Genomic DNA, 21608 nt, shown 5'->3' on the forward strand with positions numbered 1-21608 from the left:
TAAATTGGAAAGAAAAAATAATAGAGAATCGAAAGAATTACAACAGAAAGATGATAATTAATGGTAAAATATGACACATAAGTTACTTGCATGAGTGTATACAGGAGGTAATATTTTGAAGGTTAAACTATTTACAGATAGTGATTTAGACGGTTTAGGGTGTGCAATCGTCGCTAAGCTTGCATATGGCGATGATGTAGAAGTAACACATTGTAATTATCGAAACTTAAACCAACGAGTAGAAGATTTTTTGAAAAAAGAAGATAACCACCAGGTGGAACTATTTATTACCGATTTAGCGGTAAATAGCCAGGTGGAGAAAATGCTGGAGCAACGGTTTTCACATGGTCATCATGTACAAGTAATTGATCATCATGTGACAGCAATGCATTTTAATAATTATCCGTGGGGGTATATTCTTGCAGAGTATGAATCAGGAAAGAAAACATCTGCAACGTCCTTATATTATGATTATTTATTAGAGAAAAAAATACTAACCGCGACTCCCGCACTTGATGAATTTGTTGATTTAGTTAGACAATATGATACTTGGGAATGGGATGCCAACGATAATGTGCTTGCAAAGCATTTGAATGATTTATTTTTCATGTTTGGAAGAGAGCAATTTGAAGAGGATTTAATCAGAAGAATTAAAGAAAACAAAGAATCCTTTGAGCTTACGGATATGGAAAGCATGCTAATGGATGTGGAAGAGAAAAAAATTGAGCGCTATATTTACTCGAAAAATAAACAAATTATCCAGCATTTTGTCGGAGATTTATGTGTTGGAATCGTATATGCCGAGCAATATTTGTCTGAGCTTGGGAATGCGCTAAATAAAAAGAATCCTCATTTAGATGCGATTGTCCTTGTAAATGTGGGAAGTAGAAAAGTAGGATTCCGAACGATTCACGAGGAAGTAAATGTCGCAAAATTTGCGAAAGGCTTTGGAGGCGGTGGACATCCGAAGGCTTCTGGATGTGACTTGAATGAAGAAACCTTCCGTTTGTTTATTACCGATGTATTCTCCCACGAGCCGATTAAACCGGATCCTGAGAAAAATGAGTACAATACAAAGGATGCCGATCATGGAACCTATTATGAGAATCGTAAAGGCGAAATTAGCTTTATTAAGAAGCTAGCAGATGGGCAATACGAGGTATATCATCAAGGAAAGCTACTAGAAGAGAAACATGCTTCCTTTGAAGAGGCAGAGCGATTTGTGAAACGAAATTTCGCCTCTTGGTTACAATTTGATCGCGATATGAAAAAGAAACATTAAAAAATTGCTGTCCGAATAAAAAAAAAATTATTTGGACAGCAATTTTTTGTATTTATATTCCTTTTTCATATGGCTTTAAAATACTATATATTACTTTAATGGTAGGGAGCTCAAGCTTTATTTTTTCTGCTAGACGTAATGCAGCACCTTGTAGGGAATCTAGCTCTAGTGGAAGTCCTTTCCTTTTATCCTGATGCATAGAGGACGTTCCTGCCTCTGGTAAGCTGTTCCAAATCGCAATTTTCTGCTCGATGTTTTCATCGGCTAATGGGATGCCATGGTGATTGGCTAGTGCTTTCATTTCCTTTAGCAATTGTACTCCAAGCTGGAATGTTGCAGGAACTTGGCGAATTTGACCAATCGGTAAATTAACAGCACTTGTTAATCCAGAAAAAGCAGTAATGAACATATATTTATCCCAAATGGCAGTCAATATATTTTCGTTTACTGACACTTCCATATTTGCCTTTTGTAAGGATTCAGCAAATTGCTCGCAGAAGGCAAGCTGGCTGTCGTGTAGTGGACCTAATACAATGCTATGCTGATCACTTGCATGATGGACATGGCCATTTTCATCAAGAGTTGCAATAATAAAGGATAATCCGCCAATTACATTTTCTTCGCCGAGTATTTCCTGTAATAATTGGAAATGCTCAACACCATTTAACACTGGTAACACCTTTGCCCCTTTTTCCACTAATTCTTTTAATTGTGGAATCGCACCTTCTAAATGATAGCCTTTTACTGCTAATAAAACGAGATCCACCTTGCGTATCGCATCAGTCGTTTGGACAGTGCGTACATCATGAATTGTATAGTCGCCTGCAACACTATGTATCTGTAAACCTTCTCTATCGATTTGCTGTGCACGCTTCTCTCTAACTAGAAAGGTAACCTCGTGACCAACTTCCTGCATTCGGCCACCAAAATAAACACCAAGTGCGCCTGCTCCTAAAACGGTTATATGCATCATAAATCCCCCTTAGTAAAATAGTAAATTCTCTTCTTCCCGTTCGCAAAAACAGCAGTTGCTAGATATAAAGAATGAATTTCCCATATGGCAGCGGAAGAACGTGATGAATGTTAGCTAGTGAAGTACATTATGTACTACCATCGAATCCATTATAGATAAAAATATTTAAAAAATAAATAACGTTCGATATTTATTTTTCGATAGTGTTATAGGATAATTATAATAACAGAATATAATGAATAATATAAAAAGTAAAATATATAATGGAGGTATATAAGTGAAGAAAAATAGTACTCTTCATCAATTTATTCATGAAATGGCTAATAAATATACAGTTATGTTTGATGTAGATCGAGAGGAAATGGTAGAAGACGTACCTTTTGCATTTATTGCGCAGCATAAACGAAGAGATGAACGTTATATGATTACGAAGAAAATGAAGGTATATGGAGTAGAAAATCAGCAATTGGTATTTGCAAATGTTTGTGAGGAAAAACTGACTGGGCACTTTTTGAAGCGCTTACATTATGTAATGGAAAGCTATGCAAGTACCTTCATTCCTAAGCATCAGGAGCATATGTCCACGATTGTACTTGGTCTTATCATTACCGATCAAGAAGTAGATAAAGCAATCGTAAAGGAGGTGAGGCGATTTCGGAAAATCAAGTTTTTCAACTACGGGCTGCATGGATGGGCAGAGATGTATTTGGCAATCGTTAATCCAAAGAACAAAAGCGTGGAGATTCACGCAAAGGGGAGGCCATTTGTCTTCTCTATCGAAAAAATATTAGGAGAGGAGAAATAAAATTTATGAGTTTAATAACCTTGCTGTTAATTACTGGTGTCATTTTTCTAATTGCCTATTTTACGTATGGAAAATTTCTCGAGCGAAAGCTAGGTGTAGACCCGAATCGTACGACGCCAGCAGTAGAGCTTGCGGATGGAGTAGATTATGTAGCAACAAAAAAACCGGTATTATTAGGACATCATTTTGCAACGATTGCAGGTGGGGGACCAATTGTTGGACCAATTACTGCGGCAGTATTTGGTTGGATTCCTGCAGTTATTTGGATTGTATTTGGGAGTATATTTGTCGGCGGTGTCCATGATTTTGCATCCTTACAAGCCTCCATTAGACATCGTGCCCAATCGATTGGAGCAATTATTAAAGAATATATAGGTAAACGTGGTCAAGTACTGTTCTTAGCATTTTCGGTAGCTACGTTAATATTAATTGTTGGGGTATTTATTATTTTAGTACGTGATACCTTTGTTTCGGTTCCACAGGCTGCCACAGCTTCTGTTTTATTTATACCTGTGGCGATAATATTTGGGATACTCGTAAACCAAGTGAGGATGAATTTTGTAGCGGCGAGCGTTATTGGAGTAGTCGCAATGTTTATCTGTGTTTGGTTAGGCAATCTATTTCCACTTGAGCTACCAGGAGCTGCTTGGGTCATCATTTTAATCGTATATGCTTATCTTGCTTCTGTATTACCTGTTTGGTTATTATTACAGCCTCGCGATTATTTAAACTCTTTTTTGTTATATGGTATGATGCTTGGCGGCGTACTTGGTATTCTGTTTGCAAACCCAGTAATTGAAATGTCAGGATTTACTGGCTTCTATAATGCGGGGCTAGGCCCATTATTCCCTATTCTTTTTATCACAATTGCTTGTGGAGCAGTATCAGGGTTTCATTCCCTCGTGTCCTCTGGTACGACTGCTAAGCAGCTCGATAATGAGAAAAATGCACGGTTCATTTCTTATGGTGGTATGTTGATTGAAGGCTTTCTCGCCATTATAGTTATTGGGTCAGTGGCATATTTGTCGTCAGCTGATTTTGCAAGTAGACTTTCTGAACTCGGTGGACCAATACCGACATTTTCCGCAGGCCTCGGTTATTTTATGAGCTTCTTTGGTATCCCGGAAGCAACAGGAACTACCTTTGTTGCATTAACTGCCTCTGCGTTTTTATTAACAACACTAGATTCAGCGACTAGATTAGGAAAATATGGAATCCAAGAATTTGCGGAAGGGAAATCAAAACTATTTTCCAATCAACATATGGCAACATTAATTGTAATCGTAGGTGCTGGTGCACTTGCAATTTCCGGTACGTGGAGTGATGTTTGGCCATTATTTGGATCGGCGAATCAAATGCTAGGTGCATTAGCACTATTGGCTGTCAGCGTTTGGTTAATTCGAAAAGGAATGAAAAGCTGGTTTGTCGTTCTTCCAATGATTTTCATGTTTATTGTTACCATCTCTGCTTTAGCTGTCTTAATGTATAATAATTTTACTAGTGGTAACTACTTTCTAGCAATTTCAGGGTTCGTCTTATTTGTTTTATGTGTCTATCTTGTAATCGAAGCGTGGCGTTCCTTTACTGGTGCAAAAAATAAGGATCAGACGATAAAGGTGTAAACGAATAAAAGTATTGCAGGGAAGGAGCGCGCTAAGCAGCTTAGTTGCGCTCTTCCCTGATAAGGCTGTGTTTTACCAAAGTAGATTATATAGCCTGCGATCGATAATATTTGTATCAATAGGGCAAGCCTCTGCATCACGCCCATATTGCCAAGCCCAAACATTTGCCCGACATGCTGGTTTGGCTGGATTAAATGACGGAGCTTCTTGTTTTGTTGTCACACCAGGATCTGGCTCAGCACTCCAAAGAATTAATTGCGTCGCAACCTTTTGATCTTGAGAAACAGCTGAACAATATGCCTCACGAAAATTTCCTTCCACCGGATCATGATAAATGCCTGGACGATACCCACTCGGGAAAAAGGTATCAACAAAGCCGCGAATCCAATCAGCATCAATCGCAAAAAATCTTTCCACATTGGCAAATAATATTTTCCCGGTAGGAATACCTAATCGTCTTGCATGAAAAATTGTATTCCTAGCCACGACTCTTCCATTTTCATAACCTGTAGCCTCACGAAAATTATTATAAATAGGAAGAATTCGTGTATCGCTATTATGCAATAACTGAACTTCTTCAGCAGTTATCCCTTCCGCTGCATTTGGAACAGTAGATAGATAACGACCCCAAAAATCTGGCCGTCCAAAGTTCGTTAATACACAGTCATATCTTTCGCTTGTGACATTTAGAGACGAATCCACACCCCATACATAACTCAAGCATTTTTCCTCCCCACCATTGAAAGCAGCTGAATTTCTTTTATTAACTATCATATGGAGGATAAGGAAATAAGTGAAAATAGACAAATAGCCGTCTTGACATTTTCTTGACATCTTTTTGTAGTGTAATATAAGGACAAAGATTATATTAGTTTAATGGAGAATACCGATGAAAACAATTATGATTATAGAAGATGAATATCCGATTAGTCAGGTGCTAAAGGCATATGTAAAAAAAGCAAATTTTCAGGTGGAACAAGTTTTCAGTGGGGAGGATGCACTTTCAAAGTTTAAGGAAATTCAACCTGCGCTAGTATTATTAGATATTATGCTACCGGGAAAAAATGGCTGGGATATATTAAAGGAAATTCGAGAAATTAGTAGCTGTCCGGTTATTATGCTAACGGCACTAGGGGATGTGAATTATCGCTTAGATGGGTTGAATAGTGGTGCAGATGATTATATTGCGAAGCCGTTTAATGGGGATGAGGTAATTGCTCGAATTCAGGCAGTGCTAAGAAGAACTGAAAATACGGATGAAAGTAGTTTGAAACGTTTCGGGCAGCTAGAAATAAATTACGATGCCCACCGGGTTCGCTTAAATAATCAGGAAATAGAGCTAACCCCGAGGGACTTATCACTATTGCTGTTTTTATCCGAGCATCCAAATAAAACCTTTACGAGGGATCAATTAATTGAGTATGTTTGGGGCTGGGAATACGATGGAAGTGATCGTGCGGTCGATTTATCGATAAAGCGACTTAGGAAAGCCTTAAAGGATTGGCCAGAAGCAGAGGGGGAAATTAAAACACTTCGGGGATTGGGGTATCAGTTTAGTGTTTACACGAAATAAAGGGAAGAAGATCCCATTACATAAATATTGGACAACCCGTTATTTACTAACACTTGTTATAGGGTTAGTAGTGATTGCGATTATTTCTGCGTTATGGATCAGACATAACACATTAGAAAATCGTTTAAATATGATGGAATTTATGGCAGAGGAAATTGCCCACCGGATCGTTAATTTAGATGAGAACATGGTCGGCCCTGAAAACGGAGGGCCTGGCTTGCTTGAAAATCGTGGACAATTTTTAGATATGGAAACAAATCCGAAAATGTATATCGTCAATACAGAAGGGACCATTCTGCTTAGTAACCGGCCAAGAGGACCATTAGAAGCTAAGATTAATGAGGCAATCATTGCAAATACAGCTGAAGTTCAAAAGCTACAAATGAAGGAAGATACAGGGCATACGTATGTGGTGAAAAAACCGATTGAAGCGGATGAAACGGTTATTGGCTATGTCATTGTCACTGCTAGTGAGAAAAACCTTGCAAAGGTAAATCAAGAATACCGCCAATTATCGATAATGATTATTGGTCTTGCGATTCTTGGCTGGGCAGCCATTTATTTTCTATCGAAACGTTTATCGAAACCAATTAAGGATGTAGCGAAAGCAGCGCGTCAAGTGCAGCAAGGAAATTATCATATTGATTTACCAGATGACTGGAAGGAAGCAGAAGTTGATGAATTAATTCATTCCTTTAAGGAAATGTCACAGCAATTACAGCGGTTGGAGTCACTACGGACGGAATTACTAGCAGGAGTTACCCATGAACTAAAAACACCAGTTACTTCAATTAGTGGCTTGCTACAGGCAGTAAATGATGAAGTAGTTACTGGTGATGAAGCAAAGGAATTTCTAGAAATTTCTTTAAAAGAAACAGCAAAGATGCGTAAAATGGTCGAGGATTTGTTAGCATTTAATACATTTGCTGCCAATGCAATACCAATCAAAAATGAACGGCATTCGATCATTGAGCTTGTCCAGGATTTTATCCATCAATGGAAGATTTTGCAAGGAAATGAAAAGCTAAATGTAAAATTATCATTATTACCGGAATCTGTGGAGGTTTTTGTCGATCCAATTCGTCTACAGCAAATTTTCACCAATCTCTTGAATAATGCAATGCAAGCAATGGATGATAATGGAGAAATAGATATTACGATTAGAATCATACAGAATGAGGTATTCATCGATGTTCGCGATACCGGTGGCGGGATACGAAAAGAGGAACAATCCCTTATTTTTGAACGGTTTTATCGTGGCGAGAATAAAAAATATAAAATACGAGGGCTTGGTTTAGGATTACCATTTAGTAAGATGATTGCTCAATCGTTAGGTGGGGATTTAGTGCTTATCGAAAGTAGTGAGAAAGGGAGTACCTTTCGGATTACGTTGCCGATTGCAAAGTTGTGATCGGCAAGAAAAGCTTGTGTTGGCTACTAATGTTATTTAGTAGTCTTTTTTTGTTGGCTGTTGGCTGTAGCTATTGATAACCTTTGATTTTGGAGGAGAATTTGCATGAAATCCTTTTTTTGTAGAGTTAAGCAAAAAATGCTTTGCTGTATTGTCATGATGACTGTACGCCATTATTACTATTCTTCAAAAAGCATCATCAACTGATTACCAGCTTGACATTTTCCTGACACATTTCTCCGATATTGTATAGACAAGCATTAAAAGACAAAATGGTATTCGTTCTGATCGAACGATACCGAGAAAAAAGGAGTAGTCGATGAAAAAGAAAATTTATTGGACAGTTGGTGTTATTTTTGTTGCAGGGATAATCGTGGCGATTTTTCTAGTAGTTGGTAAACATTCCTATGTTGCCAAAGTAAATGGAGAAAAAATCAGTGAAGAGGACTTGAATGAGGCGCTTGTTACCCAGTATGGAAGTGAAGTGCTTGATTCGTTAATTGTCACGAAAATTACCGATATGGAAATTGAAAAGGAAGGTATTGAAGTGACACAAGCAGAAATTGATGAGGAAATGCAAAACTACTATGATTACTATGGCGGGGAAGAGGGGTTTAAATCTGTTTTAGAAGAGTCCGGTGCGGATCTTGATCGCTTTAAGCAGGATGTAGAGCAATACATTGCCTTAAATAAAATTTTGGAAAAACGAATTGAAATAACCGACGAGGAAATAGCGGCATATTTTGAAGAAAATCAAGCTAGTTTTGCACAAGCAGAGCAAGTGGAGGCAAGTCATATTTTAGTAGAGGATGAAGCAACTGCCAATGAAGTGCTCGAAAAGCTTACAGCAGGAGAAGACTTTGCAGAGCTTGCTAAAACCTACTCTTTGGATACGACAACTAGTGAAGCTGGCGGAGAATTAGGTTACTTTAGTAAAGGTACAATGGGAGATGCATTTGACGAAGCGGCATTTGCCTTAGATATTGATGCTATCAGCGATCCAGTTGAAACTGACGATGGCTTTGAAATTATTAAAGTAACCGATAAAAAGGCGGCAAAGGATGCTGAGCTAAATGATGAAGTGAAGGAAGAAATCCGCTCGACACTATTAAATTCGAAAATATCAGAGGAATATAATACGTGGTTGGACGAAAAGTATGACGAGTATGAAATAGAAAATAATCTGTAGTTGCTATTTTAATAAAAAAATGGTGGTATCTGTAGTAATCAGCTTTCCGCAGATGTCACCTTTTTTATTTTCAAGAGAGTTAGAAATTAATTAGCTCATCATATTTCCCTCTTCACGTGATGAATAGACTCTCCTCATGATGTGCCCAACCGAGTAAAGATCAATTATATGTATCATTTATTAGACGAAGTTATCTTTCTACTGCTCTTTTTTTCTAATGAAAAAATCGCTATAATAGAATTTCTAGTAGTTTTTTTTTTGAGAGAACGGAAATTGTACGATTAGGTGGTTTTATCATGCAAGAGTTAATGATCAGTCCATTTCCAAAAGGGATTAATGGAAAGGAAGTACCTGTTGCCGAAGTAATTGATTCGCAAGTAGAAAATGAGCTGGAATTAGCGGATCATTATTTACAGCAATTAAAGAAATTTAAGTTGAACACTGCACAATTAGAAGCAGTACAGCATTATACAGGTCCTCTCTTGACAATTGCAGGTGCAGGCTCTGGGAAAACGACTGTACTTGTATGTCGAACAGGTTATTTAATTAATGTTCATCAAGTAAACCCTCGAAATATATTACTTATGACCTTCACAAAAAAAGCCGCGGATGAAATGAAACAGCGGTTAACACATTTACCGGGAATGACAAAATTTAAGGCATCATCCGTGCAAGCAAGCACGTTTCATTCATTCTTTTTAACTATTTTAAGAAGTCGTGGCTATCAGCACAAAATTTTAAGTAATGATCGTTTTAAACAATTGATAATTAAAGGAATTTTACGAGAGCAGCAGAAAGAAGACTTATTAGAGGCAGAAACCTTATTGGATCTGTTTTCTTCTTGGAAAATGAATATGGTAGATATCACCGATCGCGAGGTTAGGCATTCTGTTGGGGATGAAATAATCGAAGTATATAAGAAATATGAGCAGTGGAAGCAAAGAAATAATCAGATGGATTTTGATGATATTTTAGTATTTTCCTATCAGCTCGTAAAGGAAGACGAAGAGTTACTTGCTGCATTGCAAAATCGTTTTCGGTTTATTATGGTAGACGAGTTTCAGGATACAAATTTATTACAATATGAGCTAATCAAATTAATTGCGATGGCCAATCAAAATTTAATGGTAGTTGGCGACGATGACCAAACCATTTATAGCTTTAATGGGGCTAGAAATGAATTGATTTTAAACTTCCATAAAGTATTTTTTAACACGAAGGAAGTTATTTTGAATGTTAACTATCGCTCCCATGCGGCAATCGTTGGTCTTGGCAATGAATTAATTAAGCATAATAAACTTCGCAAAGAAAAAAAATTATTTGCAACCAATGAAAGTAATCGGAATCCAATGTATACTCGTCCGGCGACTGTCGATGAGGAAGCAAAATGGGTAGTTGAGCAGATAAAGCAGAAGGTTCACGATGGAAACTTTGCATACGGTGATATTGCCATTCTCTACCGTGCTGCCAGTAATAGCCGGGCAATTTTTGAGGAATTAATGATTGCAGATCTTCCGTTTATTCATTATGCCAGAGGCGATTTAATGTTTTATGATCAATGGATTGTAAAACCAATCATTGATTATTTGCGACTTTCGTTTAATCCGAAAAATATGGATGCTATCGAAGGGGTAATCCCAACGCTTTATATAAAAAAAGAGGTAGGGCTTGGCTTTATTCAATTGAATAATCAGCTTCAACCAAAGGATTATCCGCTCAGTCATTTGACACAGCTACCATCAATTAAAGGATTTCAAATTAAAACGGTCAATGAACGCATGAAGCTTTTGGAAACATTAAATACAATGTCCCCGGTAAAAGCAATCAAGACGATTCGCAAAGACTTTTACGATAAGTATATTCACGGCAATCAAGGATCAGAAATCACAATTGGAAAAGAAACGATAAAAGAAATGCTTGATGAGCTAGAAACCTCTGCGAAACGTTTTGCTACGATTGCGGAATTTCTTACCTTTATTGATGAAATTAAACGAAAACAGCAAGAGGTACAGAACAGTAAGCTAGAAGAACGAAATCATATTCAATTAATGACGATTCATAAAGCGAAGGGGCTCGAATTCCCGTTACTCTATTTAATTGGTGCTTCGGAAGGCATTTTGCCACATGTTACTGCACTGGAAGCGGGGAAAGTAGAGAAAGCGACAAAGGAAGAAAAGCAACGATTTATGGAACAAGCGTTAGAGGAAGAACGCAGATTAGCCTATGTTGCGGTAACAAGGGCGAAAGAAGAACTATATATTAGCTCTCCTGCTTATTACCGTGGAAAGGAAGCCAGTATTTCACGCTTTTTCCTAGAAGCATATGGTGTAGTTTCCTCGAATTATCGAAAAGAAACTACGGAAGGTACGGTTCATCATTACAAAGGCAAACAGGAGAAGCGTAAGCGTACTGTACTTGCGTGGATTTGTACTACAACTAATTGTAAGGCATGGCAAAGGATTACTAGCGAGGAAGAATTAGTAGAGGATGAAAGAGAATGTCCCTTATGTAAAGAAAAAATGGCAAAGGGTGAGAAAGTAATATACGAATAACACCGGATTTTCTAAAAAGATTTTAGCAGTTGGCACGTTGATAACAAAGTAAAAATGATATCGTGAAGAAAGTCGGTTAGAAAATTTTACTCTATTAATATTGAAATAACTTTTTATATATGATAGTTTATCAATATATTGTATTGTTTTTATTAACTTAATACTAAATGTAGTTCATAAAGTAATGGTGACATGTAAATGTCTGAAAAGGGAATCCAGTTAGAATCTGGAGCTGCCCCCGCAACTGTATGTGTGGACGAACGAGCAAACCACTGTATCACGTGCTTATCTGGTGCTGATATGGGAAGGGCTTTAGTAGGGTGAAACACTAGCCAGGAGACCTGCCATACTTAAAGTTTCGATTCTTCGGGGTGTAAGAAGGTGAAACGATAGAAACTATATATTTATATATACTGTCTTTCTGTCGTTTTTTGCCGTTCATCCCGAGAATGAACGGTTTTTTTGTTTTTAAAAAAGGGAGGAAAGAGTATGACAACAGTAAAACAAAGGGAATTAGACGCAATTCTACCATTTATAGAAAAATGGGGACAAGAATTACAGCTAGAGACGGAAAGCTATCTGAAGAAGGTAACACATGTTTGGGAATCAACTGGTTCTAAGGGCCATTATATAGATATTTTTATCAAGCATGCACTAGAAAATATTGATGAGGCAAATACAAACTGGACATTTCTAGCGGCAAGAATTTATTTACATAGGCTTTATGAACAAGCGGCAGTGAGTCGAAACTATGATTTGAACGATAAGTACGGTTCATTCTATCCATTATTAGAGCAATTAACAGAAAAAGGAATCTATTCTCCTAGTCTTATTACGAAATATTCAAGAATTGAAATAGAATACTTAGGCGATTTGATTGAACAAAAGCGAGATTTTTTATTCACCTATCCAGGTATTTTGACACTTGCTACACGTTATCTTGCCAGCGATTTTGAAAAGAACACATATGAATTACCACAGGAACGGTGGATGGTTATTGCAATGTATTTGATGCAGGATGAACCGATAGGAAACCGTTTGGAGCATGTGAAGGAAGCCTATTGGGCGCTTAGTAATTTATATATGACCGTAGCAACTCCGACATTAGCAAATGCAGGGAAAACACATGGGCAATTATCCAGTTGTTTTATCGATACGGTAAATGATAGTCTCCAAGGTATTTACGATAGTAATACAGATATTGCCCAGCTGTCGAAAAATGGAGGTGGTATCGGGGTTTATATGGGGAAAATTCGTGCACGAGGTAGCTCTATTAAAGGGTATTATGGAATGTCAAGCGGTGTTATTCCATGGATTAAACAATTGAATAATACTGCAGTCAGTGTTGATCAATTAGGAACTAGAAAAGGTGCAATAACCGTTTATTTAGATATATGGCATCGAGATATTGAGGATTTCCTTGATTTAAAATTAAACAATGGTGATGACCGGTTACGTGCACATGATGTGTATACCGGTGTTTGTATTCCGGATTATTTCATGGAACAGGTTGAAAATAGAGGAGACTGGTATTTATTTGATCCACATGAAGTTCAGCAGGTAATGGGATTTGCTTTAGAAGATTTCTATGATGAAACAAAAGGTGATGGACGATGGCGCAAAAATTATGAAGCATGCGTCCGGGCAGATTTACGCTCCAAACGAAAGGTGCCGGCAATCGAAATTATGAAACGAATTATGCGATCACAGTTAGAAACAGGTGCTCCTTTCATGTTTTATCGTGATGAAGTCAATCGCCATAACCCGAATACCCATATTGGCATGATTTATTGTTCAAATTTATGCACAGAAATTACACAAAACCAATCAGCAACAGAATTTTTTGAAGAGTATATTGAGAATGAGAATACGGTTGTTAAAAAATATAAAGCAGGCGATTTCGTTGTTTGTAATTTAAGCTCTATTAATCTAGGAAAAGCTGTACCTGATCAAGTATTGGAGCGTCTTATTCCGATTCAAGTCCGTATGCTAGATAATGTCATTGATATTAATACATTACCAATTAAGCAAGCAGAAATAACAAATAAAAAATATCGGGCTATTGGACTTGGTACTTTTGGCTGGCATCACTTGCTTGCATTAAAAAATATACAATGGGAATCAGATGAGGCTGTTCAATATGCAGACAAGCTTTATGAAAAAATCGCCTATTTAACAATTAAAAGTAGTATGGAATTAAGCAAGGAAAAGGGCCATTATCCTGTATTTGCAGGAAGTAAATGGAATACGGGTAATTATTTTACGGAAAAAGGCTATATAAGCAAGCAGTGGCAAGCTCTGATGGAGGATGTGCAAACCTATGGAATTCGAAATGGTTATTTAATGGCCGTTGCACCAAATGCAACAACATCGATTATTGCTGGTTCCACTGCAAGTATTGATCCAATCTTTAAACCATTTTATACAGAGGAGAAAAAGGACTATCGTATTCCAACAACCGCACCTGACTTAGATCATCGGACATATAATATTTACCGACGCTCTGCTTATATTTTGGATCAAAGATGGTCGGTTAAGCAAAATGCTGCACGTCAAAAGCATATTGATCAAAGCTTATCCTTTAATTTTTATGTACCAAATACGATTAAAGCAGCTTATTTGTTGGATCTCCATCTTCAAGCATGGCGACAAGGCTTGAAAACAACGTACTATGTACGTTCTACTTCCAATGATGTAGAGGAATGTGAGTGGTGTCAAAGTTGAGAGCATTAATTGCTTATTTATCCTATAGCAGCAATACAGCGGAAGTTGCAGCGCTTATTTATGACAAGCTTACGGCAAATGAGTTTAAAGTAGATATGCATCGTATTGGGATTGATCCACCGATTACTCCGGATAAATACGAAATTATGTTTATCGGAACTTTTACTTGGGCAATGGGTGCTACTCCCGATGAAGTAAAGGATTTCGTATTAGAGATAGGATATAAGCCGGAAAATATTGCGGTATTTGGTACAGGTGATACCCAATTTGGTGGCGATGATTTATTTTGTTTAGCTGCTGTCAAATTAGCAAAATTTTATCGGAGTAAATGGAAAGCATTAAAAATTGAACAGTCTCCACGGGGAAGTCAGGAGGAGCAAGTGAAACAATGGGTGGAAGGAGTAATGGACGATGTCAAATTTTTTACTAGAAAAAGCAAAAACATTAGAACCAATCAATCCAAATAGAGCAACGGCATTATTTGGAGGCAAATCTAGTGGTATATTAAACTGGAATGATATCGAATATCCGCATTGGTATAAAACCTATAAACGATTATTAGGGAACTTTTGGCAATCTGATGAAATAAATATGTCAAGTGATGTTAAACAGTTTCCAAACTTATCGGAAAAGGAACAAGAGACGTATTTAAAGGTCATTAGTTTGCTTGCGACTCTTGATTCGTCGCAAACAAGAACAATATTATTGACATCTCTTTATGCAACAGATCCTTCGGTACAATCGATTTTGGCGGTAATTGCCCAGCAGGAAGCAGTTCATAATGAAAGCTATTCCTATATTTTATCGTCGGTAGTCTCATTGGAAAAACAAAATCAGGCATTTGAAATTGGAAGAACGGATCCGATATTACGTAAACGAAATCAGCTTTTAATGGAACAGTATAATCAATTTGTAGAAGAGGCAACCATTGAAAGTATTTTGAAAACGTTGGTGTACTCGACTTTGTTAGAAGGACTCTTCTTCTATTCTGGATTTGCCTTTTTTTATAACTTATCACGACAAAATAAAATGGTTGGTACTTCCACAATGATTAGTTATATTAATCGGGATGAGCTTGAGCATGGCCGGTTTATATGCGAATTGATACGTGCTGTGTTAGCAGAGCATCCAGAGTACAATACGAAGTCTTTCACCGATTGGGTTTATAATCAATTTCAAGAAGCAGTTGATTTAGAAATCGAATGGTCACAATACGTACTAAAGGATGTTGAGGGAATCGATTTAGAAGAAATGGCTGGCTTTATTAAATATCGAGCAAACAAGATGCTACGGATGATTGGACTAAGTGAAATTTACTTAGAACATTTACAAAATCCGATGAAGTGGATTCGTGTGTATGTAGATAATTTCGATGGGACGAAAACAGACTTCTTTGAACAAAAATCTCGTTCTTATACAAAGGTTAGTGAATTAAATGGTTTTGATGAACTATAATATTAAGGTTTATGAATAATTAGCAAAAATTATTGAGATTTTCACGATAGAAATGGTTACAGGTTATTCAATGAATCTAGTATATTAGAAAAATAAAAGGCCAAGCTCTGTTTATGAGCTTGGCTTTGCTGCCGGTAACGGTTTTTGCACAGTTTGTTTCCGTTCCCAAGGCTTTGTTAACCAACGTTTGCAGGCAAATATCCCGCGAACCCATTCATCTAATCCTTGGGCAATCCAAATACCAAGTAATCCGAATCCTAATGTAATTCCAAATAAGTAACCAAACGCAACAGCTACTCCCCACATTGTAATCACACCGATAATTACTGGAAAGCGGACATCACCAGTTGATTTTAAAGCACCCATTAAAACAATATTCATCGCACGGCCAGGTTCAATAAATACAATCGCCCATAATACGGGAAGACCAACGGCAATAATTTCTGGATCATTCGTGAATACTTCAAGAATCGGTTCACCAATTAATGCTACGATTAGCGATACAGCAGTAGAGGCAATCATCGCAATTTTTAATGTTTTAATTCCCCGTTTTAATGCTCGGTCATACTGCTTTGCACCAATATATCTGGCGATAAGTAACTGTGTTCCTTGAGCAATCGCCATTGTGAATAAAAAGCATACCATGGAAATATTTAATATATAGACACGTGCAGCAAGTGCAGCATCACCAATGACTGCTACAAAGCTAGTAAGAACAACTTGAGAAAATTGGTAGGATAAGTTTTCGCCAGCGGATGGAATCCCAATCGCAAGTATTCCTTTTACATCTTCCTTGTTCATGGAAAAAATATCTTTCACATATAAGCGTAAAGCAATTTTTCGATAAACTAAAATAAGAAGTGCTACAATAAGGAAAACTCTTGCTGCAAAAATAGACCAGGAAACTCCGACTACCCCTGTTACAGGCAATCCAAATAATCCTTTAATTGCGATAAAATATCCGATAATACTAATGAAGTTCATTATAACGGTAACAACCATCGTTTCTTTTGTATATCCATAGCTACGTAGAACGGCACTAATCGCTAAGGAAATTGCTTCAAGAAAAAGTGATAGTCCAGTAACTTGTAAGAATGTTAGTGCATATTGATACACTTCTCCACTAAGTCCATAAAACTTTAAAAAGATACCTCCTAAGAAAAAGACAACTAGCGTCATGAAAATTCCAACCCAGAAATTTACACCAAATGCGGTCCGTGCAAGACGTCTAGCCTGATTTAATTTCCCTGCTCCTAAATTTTGCCCAATTAATATCGTGGCTCCTATAGCGGTTACATTAAATACTAAAATAAAAATATTTAAGATTTGGTTTGCAACCCCAACACCGGCCACTGCATTATCCGCGTATCCACTTAAAATAAGCGTAGCAATTATACCGGTACTCATATGCAAGGTAATTTCGATAAATAACGGCCATGAAATACTAAAAAGTGATTGTTCCTGATATCTGTTTTGTTCCTCTGTCAACGGCAATCTCCTTCTTTACTCTAAAATTCATATGGAATCTATTGTACCTCCAAAGCGAATAAAAAGGAATAGATAAATTAGTGGAAATCTAATGAAATTTTTGGATAAATAAGGCGATATTCCGACATTTTTCTTCTATTTAAAAGTGAGCGTATTCAATGTCTTCTTTTAGGGCATTATGTATATTTTAGAAGAGTGGTTGAATAGGTTATTTTGGGATGAATCCATTAGAGAAGGAGTATCAAAAGGAAACTGAGTAATATTTTCGGCTAAAGTCCTTAAGAGGGAGGGTATCAAAAGGAAATGGAGCATGATTTTGAGGAAGAATCCTATAGAGAGGAAGTATCAAAAGGAAACCGAGAATTATTTTTGGCTAAAATCCTTTAGAGAAGGAGTATCAAAAGGAAACTGAGTAATATTTTCGGCTAAAATCCTTAAGAGGGAGGGTATCAAAAGGAAATGGAGCATGATTTTGAGGAAGAATCCTATAGAGAGGAAGTATCAAAAGGAAACCGAGTAATATATTCGAACGAAATCCTTAAGAGAGAGGGGATCAAAAGGAAATGGAGCATGATTTTGAGGAAGAATCCATTAGAGAGGGAGTATCAACCGGAAACCGAGTAAAAATTTTGAATGGAATCCTTTAGAGAGGAAGTATCAAAAGGAAACCGAGTAATATTTTTGGCTAAAATCCTTAAGAGGGAGTGGTTCAAAAGGAAATGGAGCATGATTTTGAGGAAGAATCCTATAGAGAGGAAGTATCAAAAGGAAACCGAGTAATATATTCGAACGAAATCCTTAAGAGAGAGGGGATCAAAAGGAAATGGAGCATGATTTTGAGGAAGAATCCATTAGAGAGGGAGTATCAAAAGGAAACCGAGAATTATTTTTGGCTAAAATCCTTTAGAGAAGGAATATCAAAAGGAAACTGAGTAATATTTTCGGCTAAAATCCTTAAGAGGGAGGGGATCAAAAGGAAATGGAGCATGATTTTGAGGAAGAATCCATTAGAGAGGGAGTATCAAAAGGAAACCGAGTATTATTTTTGGCTAAAATCCTTTAGAGAAGGAATATCAAAAGGAAACTGAGTAATATTTTCGGCTAAAATCCTTTAGAGAGGAAGTATCAAAAGGAAACCGAGTAATATTTTCGGGTAAAATCCTTAAGAGAGGGAGTATCAACCGGAAACCGAGCAAAATTTTCGGCTAAAATCCTTTAGAGAAATAGTATCAACAAGATTTCAAATAAACAAAGCACGTAGAATCATATACATAAACGGCACACCCGCACTTCCAGCAAAGAAATCGATCCATATCGCGCTCATAAAAGCTATCCGCACGGAATAAAGCATACCAACAAAAGAAAACATTCACATCTACAGTCCTCACAAAAACATTTGTATCTAATAAAATATAAAAAATTATCAAAAATATGTTTAAACTACACTCCAATGTGGTATTGGAGAAATTGGTGTGAAAAAATTTAATCTGTTTAACTATCGAGCAATTATCCTTACGATAAATTCTATACATATAATCGTTCATTACAATAAAAAAAGAAGAACTACATATTTGCGACAGGAGAGGGCTGAAGTGGAAGGAAATCAATCGTATCATATCGATTTTCTTGAAATTATAGAAAGTGTCACAGATGCATTTTTTGCACTAGATCGTGATTTGCGATTTACATATATGAACCAAAAAGGTGCCGATATGCTGGAGAAAAAGCAGCAAGACTTAATTGGGAAATATGTATGGGAAGAGTTTCCTACGGGAATCGATCAAAAATTCCATCATCACTATAATAAAATAATGGAAGAGCAAAAAAGTGTAGAGTTTGATGAATATTACCCGGCGCCAGTAGATAAATGGTTCCATGTTCGTGTACATCCATCCAAAAATGGCTTTTCTGTATTTTTTCAAGATATCACTGTCGAACGTGCAAAACAGAAAATTAATGATGAATATTATAAGTCACTATTTGACCAAAATCCGGATGGCGTCTTTTCCTTAGACTTTGATGGATATATTACGAGCATTAATCAAAGTATGGAGCGAATTTCAGGCTATGACCGAGAATATTTTTCGGGAAAAAAATATTTTGAGGTTGAATTTATCCAACAGACGGATATTGAATTGCTGAAATCATTTTTTAATAAGGCTAGAAGTGGCGAAACGCAAACCTTTGAGCTAAGCATAATCGATAAAAATTCCATTGTCCGTCATTGTGTTGTTACCTATTTTCCAATTAAGGTTATAGGTGAAATTGTTGGCATATTTGGAATCCTCAAGGATATTACGTCACTAAAAGAAATGGAAAAGAACTTGCATCGAAGTGAGCAAAAATACCGATCCTTAAAATTACATAATACTGACGGGATTTGCTCGTTTGATATTTATGGAAATCTAGTTGGCATTAATCCAGCAGTTGAGAAAATTACCGGATACAGTACAGAAGAGTTTTTTCAGTTAAATATTATGAAATTGTTTAATCCTAAGAATGAACAAAATTTTACTGCCTCTATTCAGCAAGTACTTAGTGGTCATGGTGCCGTCGATTCCTTTGAAGGAACCTTAATAACAAAGGGCGGAAAAAAAATCCATACTTCCATGACTATTATACCAATATTTATTGATGAAAAAATTGATGGATTTTATATTATCGTAAAGGATATTACAAAAAATAAACATACGGAGGAATTGCTTATCCGATCGGAAAAGCTTTCCGCAGTTGGACAGCTTGCGGCATCAATTGTTCATGAGATTCGAAATCCGTTAACATCCTTAATGGGCTTTTTACAGTTAATGAAAAGCAATACTGGGATGAATGATCAATATTATCAAATTATGCTTGATGAATTAACGCGAATCAATTCGATAACAAATGAATTGCTAGTATTATCGAAGCCACAGGTAAAGCAAATGAAGCAAGAAAATATTACCTCCAGCTTATCTGATATTGTGCAGCTAATGAATTCGCAAGCAGTTCTGCATAATGTTGAAATCCAGCTGACGACCGAGAATGATTTACCAGACATTCCATGTGATATAAAACAATTAAAACAAGTTTTTATAAATATTATTAAAAATGGTATCGAAGCAATGGAGGATAAAGGCGGGGTTATTACAGTTACTGCCAAAAGGAAAAATTTCAAGGAAGTTTGCATTAGCTTCCAGGATCAAGGCATCGGTATTCCGAAAGAGCAGCTTGAGCATATCGGGGAACCATTTTATACGACGAAGAAAAAAGGGACAGGTCTTGGCATGTCAATGATCTACACGATTGTAGAAAATCATCGTGGAACACTAGATATTCAAAGTGAGGTCGGACAAGGAACGATTGTAACGGTTTGTTTGCCAATCGATTCAGAAAGTGCAAAGTAAAATACTTTATTGGAAATCAGGACACCCATAGTGGTGTCTTTTTCATTAGAATGATATTGTCTTCATCGGTCATATTAAGAAAGTAAACATCTTTTGACTAATGAAGGAGGGAAAATGTACTAATGAAAAAAACAAAACAGCTATTAACTGATACACCACAAGAGGAAAAAGTTTCTGTTTCTACCGAAATGAATTCGCGCTATCCTTTGCAAGCACAGCATTATTACCCTGGTGACTCAGTTAATGAACATAAAAATATTGAGGAAGCGAATATAATGCTTAGTGAAGGTGAAGTTGGGCAGCAAAGAGAAAATAATTAATGTATGTATACGAGAGTAATAAATAGTTGTCATGATATTCCAGTATGTGGCAACTATTATTTTTTTGTAAAAAATAAAAAATATTTGAAACTTATATATTCTCCAAATCGTAATAATGGTATGTAGTCAAAAAGACTAAGAAAGCAGAATATTAAGCAATACTAGCATTATATATGTAGGGAATAATGTGCTGCCATTTTTCAATAAAGGAATGGAGCTCATGAAAATATAAAACTCGAGGAAGATGCCTATGGAACTTTTCGGAATGCCAATTCAAAATGTTTATTTATGGGTTTTATTAATAGCAGGCGCGCTTACTCTGCTCTACATTTTGTTTGGTGATTTTTTAGATGCAGTTGGTGAAGGAATTCCGTTTCTTAATCCAGTAATCATACTTGTATTTCTCATTTTCCATTCTGCATCTGGCTATGTGATGGAACAGGTTACAGCAATGAATAGCTGGTTAATTATGATTTTATCAGCTTTACTTTCTGTCCTATTGACAGCGCTGCTCCATATTTTTGTACTTGTTCCACTTTCTTCGGCAGAGGAGTCATTAGCATACACCGATGAATCACTGAAAGGTCGTCTAGGAACGACAATTATCCCGATTCCAAAGGATGGCTATGGTGAAGTGCTCATTGAGAGCAATAGTGGAAGGATTGCAAAATCAGCAGTGAGCTTTGAGCAGGAAGAAATTGGAGAAGGAATAAAGGTATTAATAGTAGATGTGCAAAAAGGGGTATTATATGTCACACCATATGATGAAAAAAGCATCTATCGTACATAGTACCCAATATGAGAATAGTAGATTTCGTTTGTAATGTTTAA

At 36.7% G+C, this 21608-nt stretch carries 17 protein-coding genes and 1 riboswitch; of the genes, 14 read left to right on the forward strand and 3 right to left on the reverse strand.

Features of this window, described 5'->3' with window-relative positions:
* Positions 1-115 precede the first annotated feature (115 nt).
* Positions 116-1282: a DHH family phosphoesterase gene (locus OEV98_RS13060; RefSeq protein ID WP_263073751.1), complete on the forward strand. Its 1167-nt coding sequence runs from the start codon at positions 116-118 to the stop codon at positions 1280-1282.
* 52 nt (positions 1283-1334) lie between these two features.
* Here OEV98_RS13060 and OEV98_RS13065 read toward each other — a convergent pair whose 3' ends face one another.
* A complete protein-coding gene (locus OEV98_RS13065; RefSeq protein WP_263073752.1) occupies positions 1335-2252 on the reverse strand; it encodes a ketopantoate reductase family protein in 918 nt (305 codons plus the stop codon).
* Between the two features lie 280 nt (positions 2253-2532).
* On the opposite strand from OEV98_RS13065, the gene OEV98_RS13070 reads away from it, so the two are divergent.
* Both OEV98_RS13070 and OEV98_RS13075 read left to right on the forward strand, forming a co-directional pair.
* Entirely contained in the window at positions 2533-3060 is a 528-nt protein-coding gene (locus OEV98_RS13070; RefSeq protein ID WP_263073753.1) for a hypothetical protein, read from the forward strand.
* A gap of 5 nt (positions 3061-3065) precedes the next feature.
* Positions 3066-4682 (forward strand): carbon starvation CstA family protein, encoded by a 1617-nt coding sequence (locus OEV98_RS13075; protein WP_263073754.1) that lies wholly within the window; start codon positions 3066-3068, stop codon positions 4680-4682.
* 72 nt (positions 4683-4754) lie between these two features.
* Here the strand turns inward: OEV98_RS13075 and OEV98_RS13080 are convergent, their stop codons facing one another.
* Positions 4755-5402, reverse strand: a complete 648-nt coding sequence (locus tag OEV98_RS13080; RefSeq protein WP_263073756.1) for a glycoside hydrolase domain-containing protein — start codon at positions 5400-5402, stop codon at positions 4755-4757.
* A 169-nt stretch (positions 5403-5571) separates the two neighbouring features.
* Between OEV98_RS13080 and OEV98_RS13085 the strand changes: the two genes are divergently transcribed.
* The 7 genes from OEV98_RS13085 (at position 5572) to OEV98_RS13115 (ending at position 15586) form a co-directional block, all read left to right on the forward strand.
* Positions 5572-6255 (forward strand): response regulator transcription factor, encoded by a 684-nt coding sequence (locus OEV98_RS13085; protein WP_263073757.1) that lies wholly within the window; start codon positions 5572-5574, stop codon positions 6253-6255.
* Entirely contained in the window at positions 6239-7666 is a 1428-nt protein-coding gene (locus OEV98_RS13090; protein ID WP_263073758.1) for a HAMP domain-containing sensor histidine kinase, read from the forward strand. Before OEV98_RS13085 ends, OEV98_RS13090 begins: the two co-directional genes overlap by 17 nt.
* A gap of 319 nt (positions 7667-7985) precedes the next feature.
* A complete protein-coding gene (locus OEV98_RS13095) occupies positions 7986-8855 on the forward strand; it encodes a peptidylprolyl isomerase (RefSeq protein ID WP_263073759.1) in 870 nt (289 codons plus the stop codon).
* 296 nt (positions 8856-9151) lie between these two features.
* Positions 9152-11407 (forward strand): ATP-dependent helicase, encoded by a 2256-nt coding sequence (locus tag OEV98_RS13100; RefSeq protein ID WP_263073760.1) that lies wholly within the window; start codon positions 9152-9154, stop codon positions 11405-11407.
* A gap of 167 nt (positions 11408-11574) precedes the next feature.
* Positions 11575-11770, forward strand: a riboswitch (cobalamin riboswitch).
* A gap of 126 nt (positions 11771-11896) precedes the next feature.
* A complete protein-coding gene (locus tag OEV98_RS13105) occupies positions 11897-14131 on the forward strand; it encodes a ribonucleoside-diphosphate reductase subunit alpha (protein ID WP_263073762.1) in 2235 nt (744 codons plus the stop codon).
* Positions 14116-14598 carry a flavodoxin gene (locus OEV98_RS13110; protein ID WP_263073764.1) on the forward strand — a complete coding sequence of 161 codons (483 nt, stop codon included), beginning with the start codon at positions 14116-14118 and terminating at the stop codon, positions 14596-14598. The genes OEV98_RS13105 and OEV98_RS13110 overlap by 16 nt, the downstream gene beginning before the upstream one ends.
* Positions 14543-15586, forward strand: coding sequence for a ribonucleotide-diphosphate reductase subunit beta (locus OEV98_RS13115; protein ID WP_263073765.1), 1044 nt, complete (start codon positions 14543-14545; stop codon positions 15584-15586). Before OEV98_RS13110 ends, OEV98_RS13115 begins: the two co-directional genes overlap by 56 nt.
* Before the next feature lie 111 nt (positions 15587-15697).
* Here OEV98_RS13115 and OEV98_RS13120 read toward each other — a convergent pair whose 3' ends face one another.
* Positions 15698-17074 carry an MATE family efflux transporter gene (locus OEV98_RS13120; RefSeq protein WP_263073766.1) on the reverse strand — a complete coding sequence of 459 codons (1377 nt, stop codon included), beginning with the start codon at positions 17072-17074 and terminating at the stop codon, positions 15698-15700.
* A gap of 459 nt (positions 17075-17533) precedes the next feature.
* Between OEV98_RS13120 and OEV98_RS13125 the strand changes: the two genes are divergently transcribed.
* The 4 genes from OEV98_RS13125 to OEV98_RS13140 all read left to right on the forward strand — a co-directional run bounded on the left by OEV98_RS13125 (position 17534) and on the right by OEV98_RS13140 (position 21567).
* Positions 17534-17698, forward strand: a complete 165-nt coding sequence (locus OEV98_RS13125) for a hypothetical protein (RefSeq protein WP_263073767.1) — start codon at positions 17534-17536, stop codon at positions 17696-17698.
* Positions 17699-18546: 848 nt separating this feature from the next.
* Positions 18547-20457 carry a PAS domain-containing sensor histidine kinase gene (locus OEV98_RS13130; RefSeq protein WP_263073768.1) on the forward strand — a complete coding sequence of 637 codons (1911 nt, stop codon included), beginning with the start codon at positions 18547-18549 and terminating at the stop codon, positions 20455-20457.
* Positions 20458-20579: 122 nt separating this feature from the next.
* Positions 20580-20777 (forward strand): hypothetical protein, encoded by a 198-nt coding sequence (locus tag OEV98_RS13135; protein WP_263073769.1) that lies wholly within the window; start codon positions 20580-20582, stop codon positions 20775-20777.
* 250 nt (positions 20778-21027) lie between these two features.
* Positions 21028-21567, forward strand: a complete 540-nt coding sequence (locus tag OEV98_RS13140) for a hypothetical protein (RefSeq protein WP_263073771.1) — start codon at positions 21028-21030, stop codon at positions 21565-21567.
* Positions 21568-21608: the final 41 nt, after the last annotated feature.

The organism is Perspicuibacillus lycopersici (assembly GCF_025660475.1).
Lineage (GTDB): Bacteria > Bacillota > Bacilli > Bacillales > Caldibacillaceae > Perspicuibacillus > Perspicuibacillus lycopersici.

Coding starts and splice junctions, on each gene's coding strand:
- OEV98_RS13095 (WP_263073759.1), top strand. CDS start 7,986: ATGAAAAAGAAAATTTATTGGACAGTTGGTGTTATTTTTGTTGCAGGG.
- OEV98_RS13125 (WP_263073767.1), top strand. CDS start 17,534: ATGGAGCATGATTTTGAGGAAGAATCCTATAGAGAGGAAGTATCAAAA.
- OEV98_RS13105 (WP_263073762.1), top strand. CDS start 11,897: ATGACAACAGTAAAACAAAGGGAATTAGACGCAATTCTACCATTTATA.
- OEV98_RS13115 (WP_263073765.1), top strand. CDS start 14,543: ATGTCAAATTTTTTACTAGAAAAAGCAAAAACATTAGAACCAATCAAT.
- OEV98_RS13085 (WP_263073757.1), top strand. CDS start 5,572: ATGAAAACAATTATGATTATAGAAGATGAATATCCGATTAGTCAGGTG.
- OEV98_RS13065 (WP_263073752.1), bottom strand. CDS start 2,252: ATGCATATAACCGTTTTAGGAGCAGGCGCACTTGGTGTTTATTTTGGT.
- OEV98_RS13135 (WP_263073769.1), top strand. CDS start 20,580: ATGAAAAAAACAAAACAGCTATTAACTGATACACCACAAGAGGAAAAA.
- OEV98_RS13140 (WP_263073771.1), top strand. CDS start 21,028: ATGGAACTTTTCGGAATGCCAATTCAAAATGTTTATTTATGGGTTTTA.
- OEV98_RS13100 (WP_263073760.1), top strand. CDS start 9,152: ATGCAAGAGTTAATGATCAGTCCATTTCCAAAAGGGATTAATGGAAAG.
- OEV98_RS13075 (WP_263073754.1), top strand. CDS start 3,066: ATGAGTTTAATAACCTTGCTGTTAATTACTGGTGTCATTTTTCTAATT.